12 protein-coding genes are annotated in these 16,016 nt (G+C 71.0%); 4 read left to right on the top strand and 8 right to left on the bottom strand.

The features are described from left to right. Positions 1-62 precede the first annotated feature (62 nt). From CV755_RS30045 to CV755_RS30020, 6 genes are all read right to left on the bottom strand, one after another. Entirely contained in the window at positions 63-713 is a 651-nt protein-coding gene (locus tag CV755_RS30045) for an N-acetylmuramoyl-L-alanine amidase (protein WP_109283389.1), read from the bottom strand. 281 nt (positions 714-994) lie between these two features. Next, complete coding sequence (locus tag CV755_RS30040) at positions 995-1,510, bottom strand: ATP-binding protein (protein WP_109283388.1); 516 nt, start codon at positions 1,508-1,510, stop codon at positions 995-997. A 266-nt stretch (positions 1,511-1,776) separates the two neighbouring features. Beyond that, entirely contained in the window at positions 1,777-2,544 is a 768-nt protein-coding gene (locus tag CV755_RS30035) for an enoyl-CoA hydratase/isomerase family protein (protein WP_109283387.1), read from the bottom strand. A 9-nt stretch (positions 2,545-2,553) separates the two neighbouring features. Then, on the bottom strand, positions 2,554-3,678 hold the full coding sequence (locus CV755_RS30030) for an ABC transporter ATP-binding protein (protein WP_109283386.1): 1,125 nt from the start codon (positions 3,676-3,678) through the stop codon (positions 2,554-2,556). Then, the gene (locus CV755_RS30025) at positions 3,675-5,249 is read right to left on the bottom strand and encodes an ABC transporter permease (RefSeq protein WP_109283385.1); all 1,575 of its coding nucleotides are present in this window, start codon (positions 5,247-5,249) and stop codon (positions 3,675-3,677) included. Before CV755_RS30025 ends, CV755_RS30030 begins: the two co-directional genes overlap by 4 nt. Beyond that, positions 5,246-6,313 (bottom strand): iron ABC transporter substrate-binding protein, encoded by a 1,068-nt coding sequence (locus CV755_RS30020; protein WP_161968767.1) that lies wholly within the window; start codon positions 6,311-6,313, stop codon positions 5,246-5,248. The genes CV755_RS30025 and CV755_RS30020 overlap by 4 nt, the downstream gene beginning before the upstream one ends. Positions 6,314-6,715: 402 nt before the next feature. Here CV755_RS30020 and CV755_RS36420 point away from each other — a divergent pair, with 402 nt between their 5' ends. Further along, complete coding sequence (locus CV755_RS36420; protein ID WP_109283383.1) at positions 6,716-7,147, top strand: cupredoxin domain-containing protein; 432 nt, start codon at positions 6,716-6,718, stop codon at positions 7,145-7,147. A gap of 28 nt (positions 7,148-7,175) precedes the next feature. Here the strand turns inward: CV755_RS36420 and CV755_RS30010 are convergent, their stop codons facing one another. Both CV755_RS30010 and CV755_RS30005 read right to left on the bottom strand, forming a co-directional pair. Further along, positions 7,176-8,372 (bottom strand): L,D-transpeptidase, encoded by a 1,197-nt coding sequence (locus tag CV755_RS30010; RefSeq protein WP_109283382.1) that lies wholly within the window; start codon positions 8,370-8,372, stop codon positions 7,176-7,178. Between the two features lie 243 nt (positions 8,373-8,615). Beyond that, positions 8,616-9,830 (bottom strand): L,D-transpeptidase, encoded by a 1,215-nt coding sequence (locus CV755_RS30005; protein WP_109283381.1) that lies wholly within the window; start codon positions 9,828-9,830, stop codon positions 8,616-8,618. Between the two features lie 162 nt (positions 9,831-9,992). Between CV755_RS30005 and glgX the strand changes: the two genes are divergently transcribed. The 3 genes from glgX to CV755_RS29990 are packed head-to-tail and all read left to right on the top strand — an operon-like array spanning position 9,993 to position 16,001. Next, entirely contained in the window at positions 9,993-12,296 is a 2,304-nt protein-coding gene (gene glgX, locus CV755_RS30000) for a glycogen debranching protein GlgX (protein WP_109283380.1), read from the top strand. 34 nt (positions 12,297-12,330) lie between these two features. Next, positions 12,331-14,142: an ABC transporter ATP-binding protein gene (locus CV755_RS29995; protein WP_109283379.1), complete on the top strand. Its 1,812-nt coding sequence runs from the start codon at positions 12,331-12,333 to the stop codon at positions 14,140-14,142. Next, positions 14,139-16,001: an ABC transporter ATP-binding protein gene (locus tag CV755_RS29990; RefSeq protein ID WP_109283378.1), complete on the top strand. Its 1,863-nt coding sequence runs from the start codon at positions 14,139-14,141 to the stop codon at positions 15,999-16,001. Before CV755_RS29995 ends, CV755_RS29990 begins: the two co-directional genes overlap by 4 nt. Positions 16,002-16,016: the final 15 nt, after the last annotated feature.

Below are 16,016 nucleotides of genomic sequence, written 5' to 3'. Positions count from 1 at the left end.
GCGCGGCAGGCGTTGAGCGGCCCCGCGCGGCGGTCCGGCCGGACGGCCGCTCGGGCGCCCGCTCAGGCGGCGTTCACCAGGCGCAGATAGCGGTCCCAGTCCCAGTAGGGGCCGGGATCGTGGTGGGTGGAGCCGGGCACTTCGACATGGCCGATGATGCGCTCCCGGGTCCGGGGGATCCCGTACCGCTCGCAGACGGCGGCCGTCAACGCGGCCGAGGAGCGGTACATCTCCTCGGTGAAGTAGTCGGGCCGGTCGATCCACCCCTCGTGCTCGATGCCGATGCTGCGGGTGTTGTAGTCCCAGTTGCCCGCGTGCCAGGCGATGTCCCGCTCCCTGACGAACTGCCCGATATAGCCGTCGGCGGAGGCGACCATATAGTGCGCCGAGACCTTGGCCTGCGGGTCCTCGAAGATCCGCATGGCGTCGGGGAAGGTCTCCTGGGTCACATGGATCACCACAAAGTCCACCGGGTAGGCCGTGGGCCGGCCGGAGACCGTGAAGTTGGCGCTGCTGGCCGGTATCCAGTGGGTGGGCGGATAGGACTGCTCGGTCTCTTCCACGGGGCCTCCGAAGTCGCTGCCGGGCCGCCGGCACGCTGGGACGAGGACATGACACCCGGCTCGGGGCCGCCCCGCAAGCACTGGCGCGGGAAATGACCTGGACTGGACCAGCAGTGCATAAAAATAGGCACCACCGTGCGGTTTATTCATGGAAAGCAAGGTGAGTGTTCCATCTCACCTTCGATTACCGAGAGTCATTGCCGGATTTGCCCGGCTCTGACCGCAAAGCCGCTTTGGCTCCCCGCGTCCCGTCTGCCATAGTCGAGGCCACGACCCCCATTGACCCGGGCAAGGTCGTTCATACGCCGCGAAACACACCCCAATTCTTCGCGGCGACCCGACAGGGCCCCCAGGCCGTCCCAGGCGGACGGCGGGGGCCCTTCGTGTATCAGCAGGCCGTGCGACAGTGGTCGCGTATCGGCGGCCGGGCTTCAGCGGTCCACCACCCGCATCTCGAACCAGGTGGTCTTGCCCCTGGTCAGCAGGTCCACCCCCCAGCGGTCGGAGAGCCGGTCCACCAGGAACAGGCCGCGCCCGGTGACATCCGTCTCGCTCACCGGCAGCAGACAGGGCAGCCCTCGCGAGGGGTCGCGCACCTCCATCCGCACCCACCCCCGGCGGCGCAGCATACGCAGCCCGAACCAGCGGGCGCCGGTGTGCTGGATGGCGTTGCCCACCAGCTCGGACACCAGCAGCACGGCATAGTCGGTGAGTTGCGGCGACAGCCCCCACTGGCGCAGCGCCACCGACCGGGTCAGCCGGCGCACGGCCACCGTGGACTCGGGGCAAGAGGGCAGCCGCGCCTCGCCGAGGTGCGGACTGCCGTACTGCTCAAGCGCCTTCAGCGCCAGTTCTTCGTCAACGGTGGGGATCCGCCGCGCAGGGGCGGTACCCACCCTCTGCTGCGGCCGATCCGTTCCCTCCAGGCCCGCCATGCCCTCCATCATGGCCGCCGGAGAGCCGCTGCGAAGGGGAACGACGGGATTGAACAGAGCGGAAGAATCCCTTCCAGGGCTCCGCCGTGACATATGCCAGTGGCTTCGTCGCCGACGGAATCCCCGGGATGACCTGGGCAGACCAGGAGCGCCAAGCCCGGCCGGGCGGGCGGGAGAAGGTCAACCCCGGGGAGTGCGAAGTTCCCCGGAATTCCCTCACAAGTGTCAACCCCCGGTGACCACCGGGGGTATACCACTCACCCCCAACACCATCCGGATCAGCTGAACTTGGCCTTGCCGGGACCTTCTTCGACAAAGCTGCGCATACCGATCTCACGGTCCTCGGTGGCGAACAGGCCCGCGAACCAGTTGCGTTCAATGACCAGCCCGGTGTCGATATCGGTCTCCAGGCCGGCGTCCACCGCCTCCTTGGCGGCACGCAGCGCGATGGCCGGTCCGGCCGCCAGCCGGGCCGCCCATGCGTGGGCCTGGGTGTAGACCTCCTCCGCCGGGACCACCCGGTCCACCAGCCCGAGGGCCAGCGCCTCCGGCGCCTTGACCTGACGGCCGGTGAAAATCAGGTCCTTGGCCTTGGACGGGCCGATGAGCCGGGACAGCCGCTGGGTGCCGCCGGCGCCCGGAATCAGGCCGAGCAGGATCTCCGGCTGGCCCAGCTTGGCGTTCTCCGCGGCGATCCGGTAGTCCGCGCACAGCGCCAGCTCACAACCGCCGCCCAGCGCATAGCCGGTGACCGCGGCCACCACCGGCTTGGGAATGCGGGCCACCGCGGTGAAGGCGTCCTGCAGACCGCGGGAACGGGCCACCATGGCCGCGTGGTCCATCTCCCGCATCTCCTTGATGTCCGCCCCGGCCGCGAACACCTTCTCCCCGCCCCACAGCACCACGGCCCTTACGTCCGCCCGTTGGGACACCTCCCCGGCCAGCTCGCGCAGCCGGTCCTGGGTGGCGATGTCCAGGGCGTTCATCGGCGGTCGGTCCAGCCGGACGGTGGCCACGCCCTCGGCGACCTCAAGATGCACAGTCATGGCAGCAGGTTAGCTGCCGTTAACAGCCCGCGGTACCGGTGTCCTTGAGGGCTGTGCTTGGCCGGCCGGTTCATGGGCGGGCCGGCGAGGAGCGGATCCCGGCGGCTCGCTCACCGGATGGGCGGCACCTTGTGCCCCGACCCATGCCTCGGTGGCGTTCCAAGGGGTGCCGGTATAGGCGATCAGGGTGGCCGGCAGGCCGTCGGGGACGGTGGGGCGCAGCTCCAGGCGATGGTCATGGCCACGGAAGCGGTTGTCGGTGATGGTGGCATGGATGGCGCCGGGCCCGGGTTCGGCGGACAGCCTCAGCTGGTGGGGGCGCAGCATCACCAGGCCGTGGCCGTTGGCTTCGGCCGGGGCGGTCAGGGGGAGCGGGCCCAGCACGGTGAGGGCCTTGTCGGCGGTGATGGCGGCCGGTATGAGGTTGGCTTCGCCGAGGAAGCGGGCGACGGCGGTGTCGTCGGGTTCGTGGTAGAGCCGCTGGGGGGTGCCTTGCTGGGCAATGCGGCCATTGCGCATGACGGCGATGGTGTCGGCGAAGGAGAGCGCTTCCTCCTGGTCATGGGTGACCAGGACGGCGGTGGTTCCGGCGCGGCGCAGGGTGGCGGCGATCTCGGCACGGAGTTCCGTGCGCAGGGCGGCGTCGAGTGCGGCGAAGGGCTCGTCCAGCAGCAGGAGTTCGGGTTCGGCGGCCAGTGCGCGAGCGAGGGCTACGCGCTGCTGCTGGCCGCCCGAGAGCTGGTGGGGGTGGCGGTCCTGGAGGCCGTCGAGGCCGACCAGGGCGAGGAGTTCGGCCACCTTGGCGCGGCGGCGGGCGCGCGGCACCCCGAAGCCGATGTTTCCGGCCACGGTGAGGTGCGGGAAGAGCGCGCCGTCCTGCGGAACGTAGCCGACGCGGCGGTGCTGGGCGGGCAGGCGGCGGCGTCCGTCGTCCAGCGGCCTTTCGCCCAGGGCGACTTCACCCGCCATGGCCGGATGGAAACCGGCTATGACGCGCAGCAGTGTGCTCTTGCCGCACCCGGACGGTCCGAGCACACAGGCCAGTGCCCCGTCCTCGACCGTCAGGTCCACTCCGGCGAGGATCTCGTTCCGGCCGTGTGCGGCACGCAGTCCTTTGACCGACAGACCACTCATCGCGTTGTCTCCGTACGGGGATCGGCGCCGAGCGTGCGGCGGGTGAGCAGCAGGACGGGCGGTACGGACAGGGCCACCATCAGTGCGGCGTACGGCGCTGCGGCCCCGTAGGCAAGGCCGCTGGTGTATGTCCAGAAGCGGGTGGCGAGGGTCTCGGTACCGGTCGGGCGGAGCAGCAGGGTGGCGGTCAGTTCGGTGCCGGCGGTGAGGGCGACCATGGCCGCGGCCGTTCCGAGCCCGGGCAGCACCAGCGGCAGGGTGATTCTGGCCAGTACGGCGGCCGGGCGGGTGCCGAGCGAGCGGGCCACCTCCTCGACGCCGGGCGGCACTTGGGCCAGGGCGGCCCGTACGGCCGTCAGGGCGAGCGGGAAGTAGAGCACCACGTAGCCGGCGACGAGCATCGGGGGCTGCTGATACAGCGGCTGCGCATAACGGATCACAAAGTGGATGACGGAGAGCGCGATCGCGATGCCGGGCAGTGCCCGGGTGAGGTAGGCGGCTCCCTCGGCGGCCCGGGCGAGCCGGGTGCCGCGCCGCCAGGCGTACAGGGCGACGGGAACCGCGGCGGCGGTGGCGACGAGGGCCGCCGCGGCGGAGTAGCCGAGCGTGGTGAGAACGGCGGTGATCACCGAAGCCTGTGGGAGCGTGGTGGAGCTGCCGCGCACCAGCCAGTAGCCGAGGGCGTAGACCGGCACGCCGAGCGCGGTGGCGGTCAGCGAGCCAAGTGCCGCCAGGGCCAGGGGAGTCCAGCGGCCGAGCCGGGCCGGGGCCGCGCCGCGCCCGGCGGTGGCGCGGCGTACCGTGCGGCCGCGGCGTCCGGTGCCCGCCTCCAGGACGACCAGCAGCAGGGCGAGGGCGACCAGGACGAGGGTGAGCTGGGCGGCGGATGCGGCGTCGAAACCCAGCTTGTACTCGGTGAAGATGGCGGTGGCGAAGGTGGTGTAGCGCAGCATTGCAAACGCCCCGTACTCGCCGAGCAGATAGAGCGAGACGAGGAGTGCTCCGCCGGCCAGGGCCGGGCGGGCCAGGGGCAGGGTGACGCGGCACAGGGTGGCGAGCGGGCCCCGGCCGAGGCTGCGGGAGACCTCCTCGGCCGCGGTGTCGGCGCGGCGCAGGGTGGCGGCGACCGGGAGGAAGACCAGTGGGTAGAGCGAGCAGGTCATCACCAGGACCGCTCCCCAGTAGCCCCGCACCGAGGAGGTGAGGGAGACCCAGGAGTAGCCGCGGACGAACTCGGGCACGGCCAGCGGCAGGGCGAGGGCGGTGGTCCACCAGCGGCGGCCGGGCAGATCGGTGCGTTCCACCAGGCAGGCGGCGCCGAAGCCGAGGACGGCGGTGGCGAGGGTGACCGCGAGGGCGAGCGTGACCGTGTTCCACAGCAGGTCGCCGACGAGCGGGCGGCCCAGGAGGCGCCGGGCCTGCTCCCAGCCGGCCTCACCGGCCTGGACGCCGATGAGGACCAGGGGTGAGGCCACGGCGGCGGCGATGGCGAGGGCGGCCGGTGCGAGCAGGCCGGCGCCCCGCCACCGTCCCAGCGGTGACGGGCCTGCGGGGTTGGGGAGTCCGGTCATGGCAGAAGGCCGGTGTCCTGGAGCAGCCTGAGGGCGTCCTTGCCGTCGCCGAGGCCGGCGCCGTTCGCGACCGTGCCGATGGTGGCGAGCTCGGGCAGTTCCTTCTTGCCCTTCACGCCGGGTACGAGCGGGTACTCATAGCTCTCGGAGCCGGCGATCACCTGCTGCGCGGGGACGCTGTCGAGGTAGGCGAGGAATGCCTGGGCGGCCTGCTGGTGCTTGCCGTTCTTGAGGGCGGCGGCGCCGGAGACGTCGATGAGTGCGCCGGGGTCGCCCTTGGCGAAGTAGTGCAGTTTGGCGTGGGTCCTGGCGGCGGTCTGTTCGTCGCGCAGACGGTAGAAGTAGTAGTGGTCGATGACGCCGCCCTCGACCTCGCCCTTGTTGACGGCCGCCGACAGGTCCTCGTTGCTGTCGTACGTCCTGGCGTTGGCCTTCAGGCCCGCCAGCCACTTCCTGGCGGCGTCCTCGCCATCGGTCTTGATCATGCGGGTGACGACGGGGGCGAAGTCGGTCTCGCCGGGTGCGATGCCGAGCCGCCCCTTCCACTCGGGCTTGGCCAGGTCGCGTACGGAGGCGGGCGGCGCGGTGTCGGCGCCCTTGCCCTCGGCGGCGATGAAGGCGGCGGTACGGGCGGAGACACCGGCCCAGTCGCCCTTGGGTGAACTGTCCCCGGCGGGAACGGACTTGAGCGTCCCGGGCCGGACCGGGGCGAGCAGCCCCTTCTCCTCCAGGGTGGTCAGTGCGGGCGGGTTCTCGGCGTAGAAGACATCGGCGGGGGACGCCGGGCCTTCCTGGAGGATCTGGTTGGCCAGCTCCGCTTCGTCGCCGGAGCGCAGTTTGACCTTGATCCCGGTGCGCTTCTCGAAGTCCGCCGCCAGTGCCTTGACGGTCTGCTCATGCTGGCCGCTGTAGACGGTGATCGTCTGGCCCTTGAGCGAGGCACCGCCCTGCGCGGCCGATGCGCTGTCACCGGCGTTGTCGCCCGAGCCGCCGCAAGCGGTCAGCGCCAGCGCGCACACCGTGCCGAGTGCCAGGCCGATGGCGGGCCGAAAAGTTCGGAGCATGGTGGGCCCCTCCATGACGAGCAGGGTTCGGCCGCTGCGGCTCCACCCGGGACGATTGGGATCCAGTCAGGCGGATGGCATTGAGTGCGCATATCCATGGGGCTTCGCACGGCGCCGGACCTGGCTTGGTGGCGCAGAACGTAGGACAGGAAAGGCTTGCCTAACAAGTTTTGGGGCGTCAGATCTCGGTCCGGCGTCGGCGAGCACATGGCTGGCTGATTGAAGGATCAATTTCACGCCAAGAAGGCAATGATTCAGCCACGAAGCGGACCCGGCGACCGCCCTGTACAGCTCATGGATGCGCCACGTATCGTCGGAAATGTCTGGATGCGCGACCCGCATCCTCGCGGGACGCGCGTGGACCCGCACAGATTGGGTCGCATCATGACTCATGGATCAGGCATGGATTCCCCGAAGTGGGCCCGCCGCTGTCGCGTCACAAGCCTGCTGGTCGCCGCTGTCACCGCCGCGAGCGTCTCAACGGCGGCCGCGTGGTGCGGCGACGGGCACGGCCGGGAGACCGGTGACCACGGATACTCCAGAGGCCCTGCCACGGTCGCGATGGCCCCCGCGGCGCCGAGCGCACCGGCGGCGGCGAGCCAAGTGACCATCGCCGGCTTCGCATTCTCGCCGTCAACCCTGACGGTGACCAAGGGCACCACGGTGACATGGACCAACAACGATTCCGTATCGCACACCGTGACCGGCTCCGGGCTGAACTCGCCGACGCTCAGCCCTGGCGATTCCTACAGCTTCACCTTCAACTCCTCCGGCACCTTCAGCTACATCTGCACGATCCACCCGTCCATGCACGGCACAGTCGTTGTGAATTGAGGTGAACGGACCGCGGTGCCCGCCCGGCTCAGCCGCCCGCCGTCCACTGGGACCAGGGCATGTTCCAGCCGTTGAGCCCGTTGTCCGGCTGGATGGTCTTGTCGGGAGAGTTCTCCACCACGACCACATCGCCGATCAGCGAATGGTTGTAGAACCAGGCGGCCGGGGTGGACGGGTCGCCGCCCCCGCGCTCGTCGAACAGGCCCACACAACCGTGGCTGACGTTCGCCGAGCCGAAAGTGCCCTCGCCCGACCAGTAGTTGCCATGGATGAAGGTGCCCGAGCTGGAGAGCCGCATGGCGTGCGGCACGTCCTTGATGTCGTACTCGCCGCCGAAGCCCACGGTGTCCCCGTTCATCCGGGTCACCTCGAACTTCTCGCTGATCACCATCTGGCCGTTGTAGGTGGTGTGTCCGGGGCCGCCGGCCGAGATGGGAATGGTCCTGACGGCCTTGCCGTCCCGCCGGACGGTCATCTCATGGCTGCGGGTGTCCACCGTGCTGATCTGGCTGCGGCCGATGGTGAACCGCACGGTCTTGTTCTGGGTGCCGTAGACGCCCTCCCGGCCCTGGACGCCGTCCAGGTTCATGCTGAGCGTGACCTTGGTGCCGGGCGTCCAGTACTTCTCCGGCCGGAAGTCCAGCCGGTCGTTGCCGAACCAGTGGCTCCTGATCTCCACCGGCGGGTCGGCGGTGACCCGGACCGCCTTCTCCACCGACCGGGGGTCGGTGATGCCCCGGCTGAAGTCCAGCGACACCGGCATCCCCACGCCGACCTCGCTGCCGTCCTCCGGGGTGAAGTAGGCGACAAAGGTGTTCTTGGGCGTCAGGGTGGTGAAGACGGCGTGCTTGGCGGACTGCCGGCCGTCCTTGTCCCTGGCCATGGCGTCCACCGTGTACCTGGTGGCGGCGGCCAGATGACCGGAGGGCTCCCAGGAGGAGCCGTCGCCGGATATCCGGCCCTCCACCGGACGCCCCTTGCCGTCCGTCACCTTCACCGAAGTCAGGCTGCCCTGCCGCGCGGTGACCCGTAGCGCCCCGCTGGTCCCCACATCACTGGCGCCGTCCCTGGGCGTGATCGTCACCACCGCCCGGGACTCCTCCCCGCCCCGCCCGCCGCCCGTCCTTCCCCCGCCGGACGAGCCACCGCACGCGGTGGTCAGGGCCAGTGCCGTCCCCAGCAGCAGTGCGGCCAGCGCCCGGCGGCGCCCACGGCTGTCGGACATCGGCTGCGCAATCACAACGCTTGTCTCCCCTCGCCCGGCCCGCGGCCCCGCGGTGCCCCCCAGACGGCCTCCCCCGCCGGCGAGTCGGCGAACCGGCGAAGCCGCCAACGCGCCATGCGCGCATGGCGCCAGACAACCACACACATAGGACATCATTCGCCCCCGCGAATGTCACCATTCCGTCCCAACCGCCCGGCGGCCGGGGGCGCCAACTCCCCCGCGCGCCGGGCAAGTCAGCCCAAGTCAGTCCAGTTCGCGCAGCGCCGAGCCGGCCCGCCAGTCCTGCCAGGACATGTTCCAGCCGCCCAGCCCGTTGTCCGCGGTCACCGGCCGCCCGGCGGAGTTGACCACCTCCACCACATCGCCGATCAGCGAGCCGTTGTAGAACCAGGCCGCCGGGGTGTCCCGCCCGCCGCCCTGCACATCCCGCAGACCGATACAGCCATGGCTGACGTTCTGGGTGCCGAACACCTCCGGTTTGGCCCAGTAGTTGCCGTGCAGAAAGGTGCCGGAACCGGTCAGCCGCATGGCGTGCGGCACATCGCGGATGTTGTACTCGCCGCCGAAGCCCACGGTGTCCCCGTTCATCCGGGTCACCTCGAACTTCTCGCTGATCACCATCTTGCCGTGATAAGTCGGGTTCGCCCGGCCGCCCGTGGTCACCGGAACCCTGGCCGGCGGCGCCCCGTCGCGCACCACGGTCATCATGTGCGCCGCCGCGTCCACCGTGCTGACCTGGCTGCGCCCCACGGTGAAGGTAACCGTCTTGCGCTGCGCCCCGTACACCCCGTCCGCCCCCCGCACATCGCGCAGCCGCAGATCCACGGTGACCACGGTGCCCGGCTTCCAGTACTCGCGCGGCCTGAAGTCCAGCCGGGAGGAGCCGAACCAGTGCCCGGCGATCTGGGTCGGCGGCCGGGAACGGACCTGGATGGCGCGCTCCACCGCGGCCCGGTCGCTGATCGGCCGGCTGAAGCCGAAGGAGACGATCATTCCGGTGCCCACCGTGGAGTGCGGCGCCGGAGTCAGATAGCCGACGAACCGGTGCTCCGGCACATAGGTCCTGAACTCGGTGTGCCGGGCCGCCCGGTGGCCGGCGGCGTCCCGGGCCACGGCGTCCACCGTGTAGCGGGCGGCCAGCCCCAGCGGCCCGCCGGTCGGCCGCCAGCTGCGCCCGCCGTCCATCACCCGCCCCTCCACCGCGCGCCGCCCGCTGTCCCAGATCTCGGTGACCCGCACCTGCTCCAGCCGGCCCTCCGACACCCGCACCTCGAACGCGTCATTGGCCCGGACATTTTTGGCGCCGTCGCCGGGCACCACCCGGATCAGCTCGGCGGCGGGCCGCTCGTCATCCGTCAACGCGGGCTCGGGGGCGCCCGGGGCGCATCCCCCGAGCAGGGCCAGTGCGGCCAGCACAAACAGCCCGCGCAGGGCGCGCGGAAGCGCAAAAGGTGTCACAACGGTCCCAACGACACGTTTCCTCCCGGGAAACGTCGCTGCACTCCCTTGCTGCAACCGGTCACACGTGTGAGCGCATGCGCACTATCGCGCTGGAGTGGGAAGAAAGGGGGGACAGGCGACATCGCGGCATGCCACCCGAAAGCCGCCCGGAGGCGACACGTGCCCAGCGCATCCGAGCAACACACGGAACAGAGCGTCATCTTCACCACCGGAACGGCGCAACCCCCTCCCGGCAGTCCGGCCGAGCTCAACGGACAGCTCAGGCCGCCCGGCACCACCGCCTGGCCGGGCTCGCCCGAACCGCTGGGCGCCCGCTTCACGGTGGGCCCCGGCCAGGTGGCCGGGACCAACTTCGCCCTATGGGCGGCCGGCGCGGAGGCCGTCGAACTCTGCCTGTTCACCGAGGACGAGTCCGGCACCCTCCGGGAAACCCGCCATCAGCTGCGGGAGTTGACCCATGAGGTCTGGCATGGCTTCCTGCCCGGGGTGCTGCCCGGCCAGCGCTACGGCTACCGGGTGCACGGCCGCTGGGACCCCTGGACCGGCGCCCGCTTCAACCCCGCCAAACTGCTGCTGGACCCCTACGCCCGGGCGGTGGACGGCGACTTCACCATGCCGCCCCAGGTCTACGGCCATGTCCGCGACTGGCCGCACCAGCACATCGCCGACACCGTCCGCGATGAACGCGACTCCGCCCCCCATGTCCCCAAGGGGGTGGTGGTGGCCGACGGCGAACGGGCCGGCGAGTCCCGCCCGGCCACCGACTGGGCCGACACCGTCATCTACGAACTCCATGTGCGCGGCTTCACCCGGCTCAACCCCCAGCTGCCCGAGGCCCTCCGCGGCACCTACGCGGGCCTGGCCCATCCGGCCACCGTGGAACACCTGGACCGCTTAGGCATAACCGCCGTGGAACTGCTGCCCGTCCACCACTTCGCCCATGAGGACCATCTGCTGCGGCGCGGGCTGCGCAACTACTGGGGCTACAACTCCATCGGCTGGTTCGCCCCGCACGCCGCCTACTCCGCCTCCGGCAGCCGGGGCCAGCAGGTGGGCGAGTTCAAGAAGATGGTGCGCACCCTGCACACGGCCGGCATCGAGGTCATCCTGGACGTGGTCTACAACCACAGCGCCGAGGGCGGCGAGCTCGGCCCCACCCTCTCGCTGCGCGGCATCGACAACCGGCGCTGCTACCGGCTGCAGGACGACGCCCGCCGCTACACCGACTTCACCGGCTGCGGCAACACCCTCAATGTCCTCCAGCCCAATGTGCTGCGGCTGATCACCGACTCGCTGCGCTACTGGGTCACCGAGATGGGAGTGGACGGCTTCCGCTTCGACCTGGCCTCCACCCTGGCCCGTACCGCCCACGAGGTGGACACCCTCTCGCCGTTTCTGTCCACCCTGGCCCAGGACCCGGTGCTGCGCACCGTCAAACTCATCGCCGAACCCTGGGACCTGGGCCCCGGCGGCTACCGGCTGGGCGGCTTCCCGCCGCCCTGGTCGGAGTGGAACGACCGCTACCGGGACGCGGTACGCGACTTCTGGCGCGGCGCCCTGCCGGACGTACGGGACCTGGGCTACCGGCTCTCCGGCTCCAGCGACCTCTACGGCTGGGGCGGCCGACGCCCCTACGCCTCCATCAACTTCATCACCGCGCACGACGGTTTCACCCTGCGCGACCTGGTGTCCTACGAGCGCAAGCACAACGAGGCCAATGGCGAGGGCAACCGGGACGGCGCCGATGACAACCGCTCGCAGAACTGCGGGGTGGAGGGCGAGACCGACGACCCGGCGGTGCTCGCCCTGCGCCGGCGGCAGGCCCGCAATCTGCTCACCACCCTGCTGCTGTCCGCCGGGGTGCCGATGCTGCTGGCCGGGGATGAGATGGGCCGCACCCAGGGCGGCAACAACAACGCCTACTGCCAGGACAACGAGACCGGCTGGGTGGACTGGTCACTGCTGGAGACCCCCGCCTGGCGCCCGCTGGCCGAGCTCACCACCCGGCTGCTGGCGCTGCGCCGCGCCCACCCCGTGCTGCGCAGCCACTCCTTCTTCACCGGCTGCCCCGGGGACCAGGAGGGCCCCTGCGACCTGGCCTGGTTCACCACCGCCGGCACCGAGATGACCGAGGCCGACTGGTATGCCCCCGGGGCCACCCTGGGCATGTACCTCTCCGGCCGGCGGATCGCCCGGCGGGCCCCGGACGGCACCGAGATCACCGACGACAGCTTCCTGGCCCTCTTCCACGCGGGCGCCGCGCCGGTGGAGTTCACCCTGCCCGGCCCGCCCTGGGCCGAGGGCTATGAACTGCTGGTGGACACCTCCCGGGAGGACCAGCGCACGCCCCCCGGCGTACGCCGCCGCGCGGGCACCCGAACCATGGTGCCGCCCAGGTCGGTGCTGCTGCTGGCGGTCCTGGACACCCCACCGCCAACGGCCCAGGGCGGGAAAACCACATGAGCGGTGTCAGTGGCGGACCGTAGTCTCGCCACTGATGACCGGAACCGAGGAAGAGAAGCCCGCCGCCCAACGCCGCTCCACCGTGCGCTCGTTGCTGCGCCTGTGGCCCTATGTGCGGCCGGTGCGCGGCAGGTTCCTCGGTGCCGTGGCGGTGGCCACCACGGCCTCCGCCATGAGCCTGGTCATCCCGCTCGCCCTGAAGTGGATCGTGGACGGGCCGATCGCCGACAAGGACCCCTCGGGAGTGTGGCTCGGCGGGCTGGCCCTGTTGGTGCTGGGGGTGCTGGAGGCCGGGCTGTTCGGCGTCCGGCGGATGATGGTGGCCGGCCCGCTCACCGGGGTCGAGGCCCGGATGCGCGCCGCCCTCTACCGCCGGCTGCAACGGCTGCCGGTCTCCTTCCACGACCAGTGGCCCTCGGGCCAGTTGCTCTCCCGGGGCACCACCGATCTGATGCTGCTGCGCATCTTCCTGGCCTTCGGGGTGACCTTCCTGGTGGTCAACGGGCTGACCATCGCGCTGGGTTTTGTCATCCTGCTGCTCCAGCAGTGGACGCTGGGCCTGGTGCTGCTGGCCCCGGTGGTCCCGCTGGTGATCCTCTGCCGCTATTTCGAGGTGAGTTACTCCCGGGCCGCGCGCACCGCCCAGGACCAGGTGGGCGATCTGACCACGGTGGTCGAGGAGAGCGTGCTGGGCATCCGGGTCATCAAGGGATTCGGCCAGCACCGTGGCCAGGAACGGGCGTTCGCGGAGCTCTCCGCCCGGCTGCGCGGCACCGAGATGCACAAGGCCCGGCTGCTGGGCGTGCTCTGGGGCCTGATCATGGCGCTGCCGGAGGTGGCCATCGGGGCGGCCCTGATGCTGGGCATGGTGCAGGTCGCCGACGACCACCTCACCGCCGGGGCGCTGGTGGCCTTCCTCTCCACCGCCCTGGCCCTGCGCTGGCCGGTGGAGTCCATAGGCTTCCTGCTGGCCATCGCCAATGACGCGGCGGCCGCCACCGACCGCTATATGCAGGTGATGGACGCTCCCCTGCCCTCCCCCGACCCGGCCGCCCCGGCCACCGCCGAGCCACCGCTGCCCGGGGACGGACTGCGCATGACGGGCGTGGAGTTCCGCTACCCCGACGCCCCGCCGGAGGCGCCGCCGGTGCTGCGCGGCATAGACCTGCACATCCGGACCGGCGAGACCATGGCCCTGGTCGGCGCCACCGGCAGCGGCAAGACCACGCTGACCGCGCTGATCCCCCGGCTGCACGAGGCCACCGCCGGCCGGATCACCCTGGACGGCCAGGACATCGCCGCCCTGCCCCGGGAACGGCTGCGCCGGCTGGTGTCGGTGGCCTTCGAGGAACCCACCCTGTTCTCCGCCAGCGCGGGCGAGAACGTCCTGATGGGCACCGACGAGGCCCGGGAGGAGGAGCTGCTGCGGGCATTGGCCGTGGCCCAGGCGGACTTCGTCCACGACCTGCCCGAGGGCCACCGCACCCAGGTCGGCGAGCAGGGCCTGAGCCTGTCCGGCGGACAGCGCCAACGCCTGGCGCTGGCCCGGGCGGTGGTGGGCCGGCCGCGCTTTCTGGTCCTGGACGACCCGCTGTCCGCCCTGGACGTCCACACCGAGGCGCTGGTGGAACGGGCGCTGCGGGAGGTGCTGGCCACCACCACCGCCCTGGTGGTCGCCCACCGCCCGTCCACCGTGCTGCTCGCCGACCGGGTGGCCCTGCTGTCCCGGGGGCGCATCGCCGCGGTGGGCACACACCAGGAATTGCTGCACAGTAACCGGGAGTACGCCCGACTCATGTCCGGACAGGAGCACCACCCGCAAGCCGAAGGAGACGCCCGACGATGACCACCTCCGTCTCCGACCAGCCCTCCGCCACCGAGGACCATACCGGCCAGACCCCGGATCCCCGGACCGCCGACGCCGTCAGCCAGGATGTGCTGCATGTCCCCAAGGGCGCCTCACTGGCCCTGCTGCGCTCGCTGCTGGCCCCCGCCCGGGGCCGGGTCCGGCTGACCGTCCTGGTCCTGCTGCTCCAGCAAGCCGCCGTCCAGGCGGGCCCGTTGCTGGTGGCCTACGCCATCGACCGGGGTGTCCCGGCGGTGCGCCGCCATGACTACGGGCCGCTGATCGCGGTGGGCACCGCCTACCTCGGCTGCGCCCTGGCCTCCGGCCTGCTGATGCACGCCTATATCCAGATCTCCGCCCGGGTGGGCCAGAACGCCCTGCTGGATCTGCGCGGCCGGATTTTCCGGCACGCCCAGACGCTGAGCGTGGACTTCCATGAGCGCTACACCTCGGGCCGGCTGATCTCCCGGGCCACCACCGATATCGAGTCCCTGCGCGAGCTGCTCAACGACGGCCTGCAGGAGCTGATGGGCATCGCCGTCTCGCTGTTCCTGGTCTCGGTCACCCTGATCTGGCTGGACTGGGAGACGGGTGTGGTGGCGCTGCTGTCCTTCACTCCGCTGTGGCTGCTGGTGCGCTGGTACGGGCGGCGTTCGCTGGTGATCCACCGGAACAAGTCCACCGCCATCGCCGCGGTGATCGTGAAGTTCACCGAGACCATCAATGGCATCCGGCCGGTGCAGGCGTTCCGCCGGGAGCGCGTCAATGACGCCCACTTCGACCGGCTCAACTCCCGTCACCGGGAGACCAACCGGGCCGCCATGACGGCCATGGCCTGGTATGTGATGACCTCCCGGCTGGTCTGCAATGTCTCGCTGGCCGGGATCGTGGTCTGGGGCGCCTACCGGGTGGCCGACGGGGGGCTGGCCCTGGGCGTGCTGGCCGCGGCGGTGCTCTATCTGCGCCGCCTCTACGACCCGGTGGACCAGCTGGGGATGTTCCTCAACTCCTACCAGTCGGCGGCCGCTTCCCTGGAGAAGATCGCCGGGCTGCTGGCCCAGCGCCCCTCGGTTCCGGAGCCCGCCGCACCACGGCCGCTGCCGAACCGTCCGGCCGCCCGCCCCGGCCGCGAAGTGAGCTTCCGTGGCGTGAGTTTCGCCTACCGTACCGGCGGCGAGGTGCTGCCCCGCTTCGACCTCACCCTGCCCGCGGGGCAGACGGTGGCCGTGGTGGGTTCCACCGGCGCGGGCAAGTCCACCCTGGCCAAGCTGCTGGCCCGGTTCTATGACCCCACCGAGGGCGAGGTGTTGCTGGACGGGGTGCCACTGCGCGAGCTGTCCGGGCCGGATCTGCGGCGCGGGGTGGTGATGGTGACCCAGGAGGCGTTCCTGTTCTCCGGCACCATCGCCGAGAACATCGCCATCGGCCGTCCCGACGCCACCCGGGCGGACATCGAGCGGGCGGCGAAGGCGATCGGCGCCCATGACTTCATCACCGCCATGCCGGAGGGCTATGACACCGATGTCCGCAAGCGGGGCGGGCGGATCTCGGCGGGGCAGCGGCAGTTGGTCTCCTTCGCCCGGGCCCTGCTGGCCGACCCGGCCGTGCTGATCCTGGACGAGGCCACCTCCTCGCTGGACATCCCCGGCGAACAGGCCGTCCAGCGCGCCATGCACACGGTGCTGCGTGGCCGTACCGCGGTGATCATCGCGCACCGGCTGTCCACGGTGGAGATCGCGGACCGGGTGCTGGTGATGTCACACGGCCGGATCGTCGAGGACGGCCCCCCGGCCGAACTCATCGCGGGCACGGGCCGGTTCTCGGAGCTGCACCGGGCCTGGCGGGAGAGCGTGGTGTAGGGGGCGCAGTCCCCG

This window comes from Streptomyces orinoci (assembly GCF_003121295.1).
GTDB lineage: Bacteria > Actinomycetota > Actinomycetes > Streptomycetales > Streptomycetaceae > Streptomyces > Streptomyces orinoci.
Note: the sequence above shows the minus strand (reverse complement) of the source record. Positions and strands in the feature narration are given on the sequence as shown.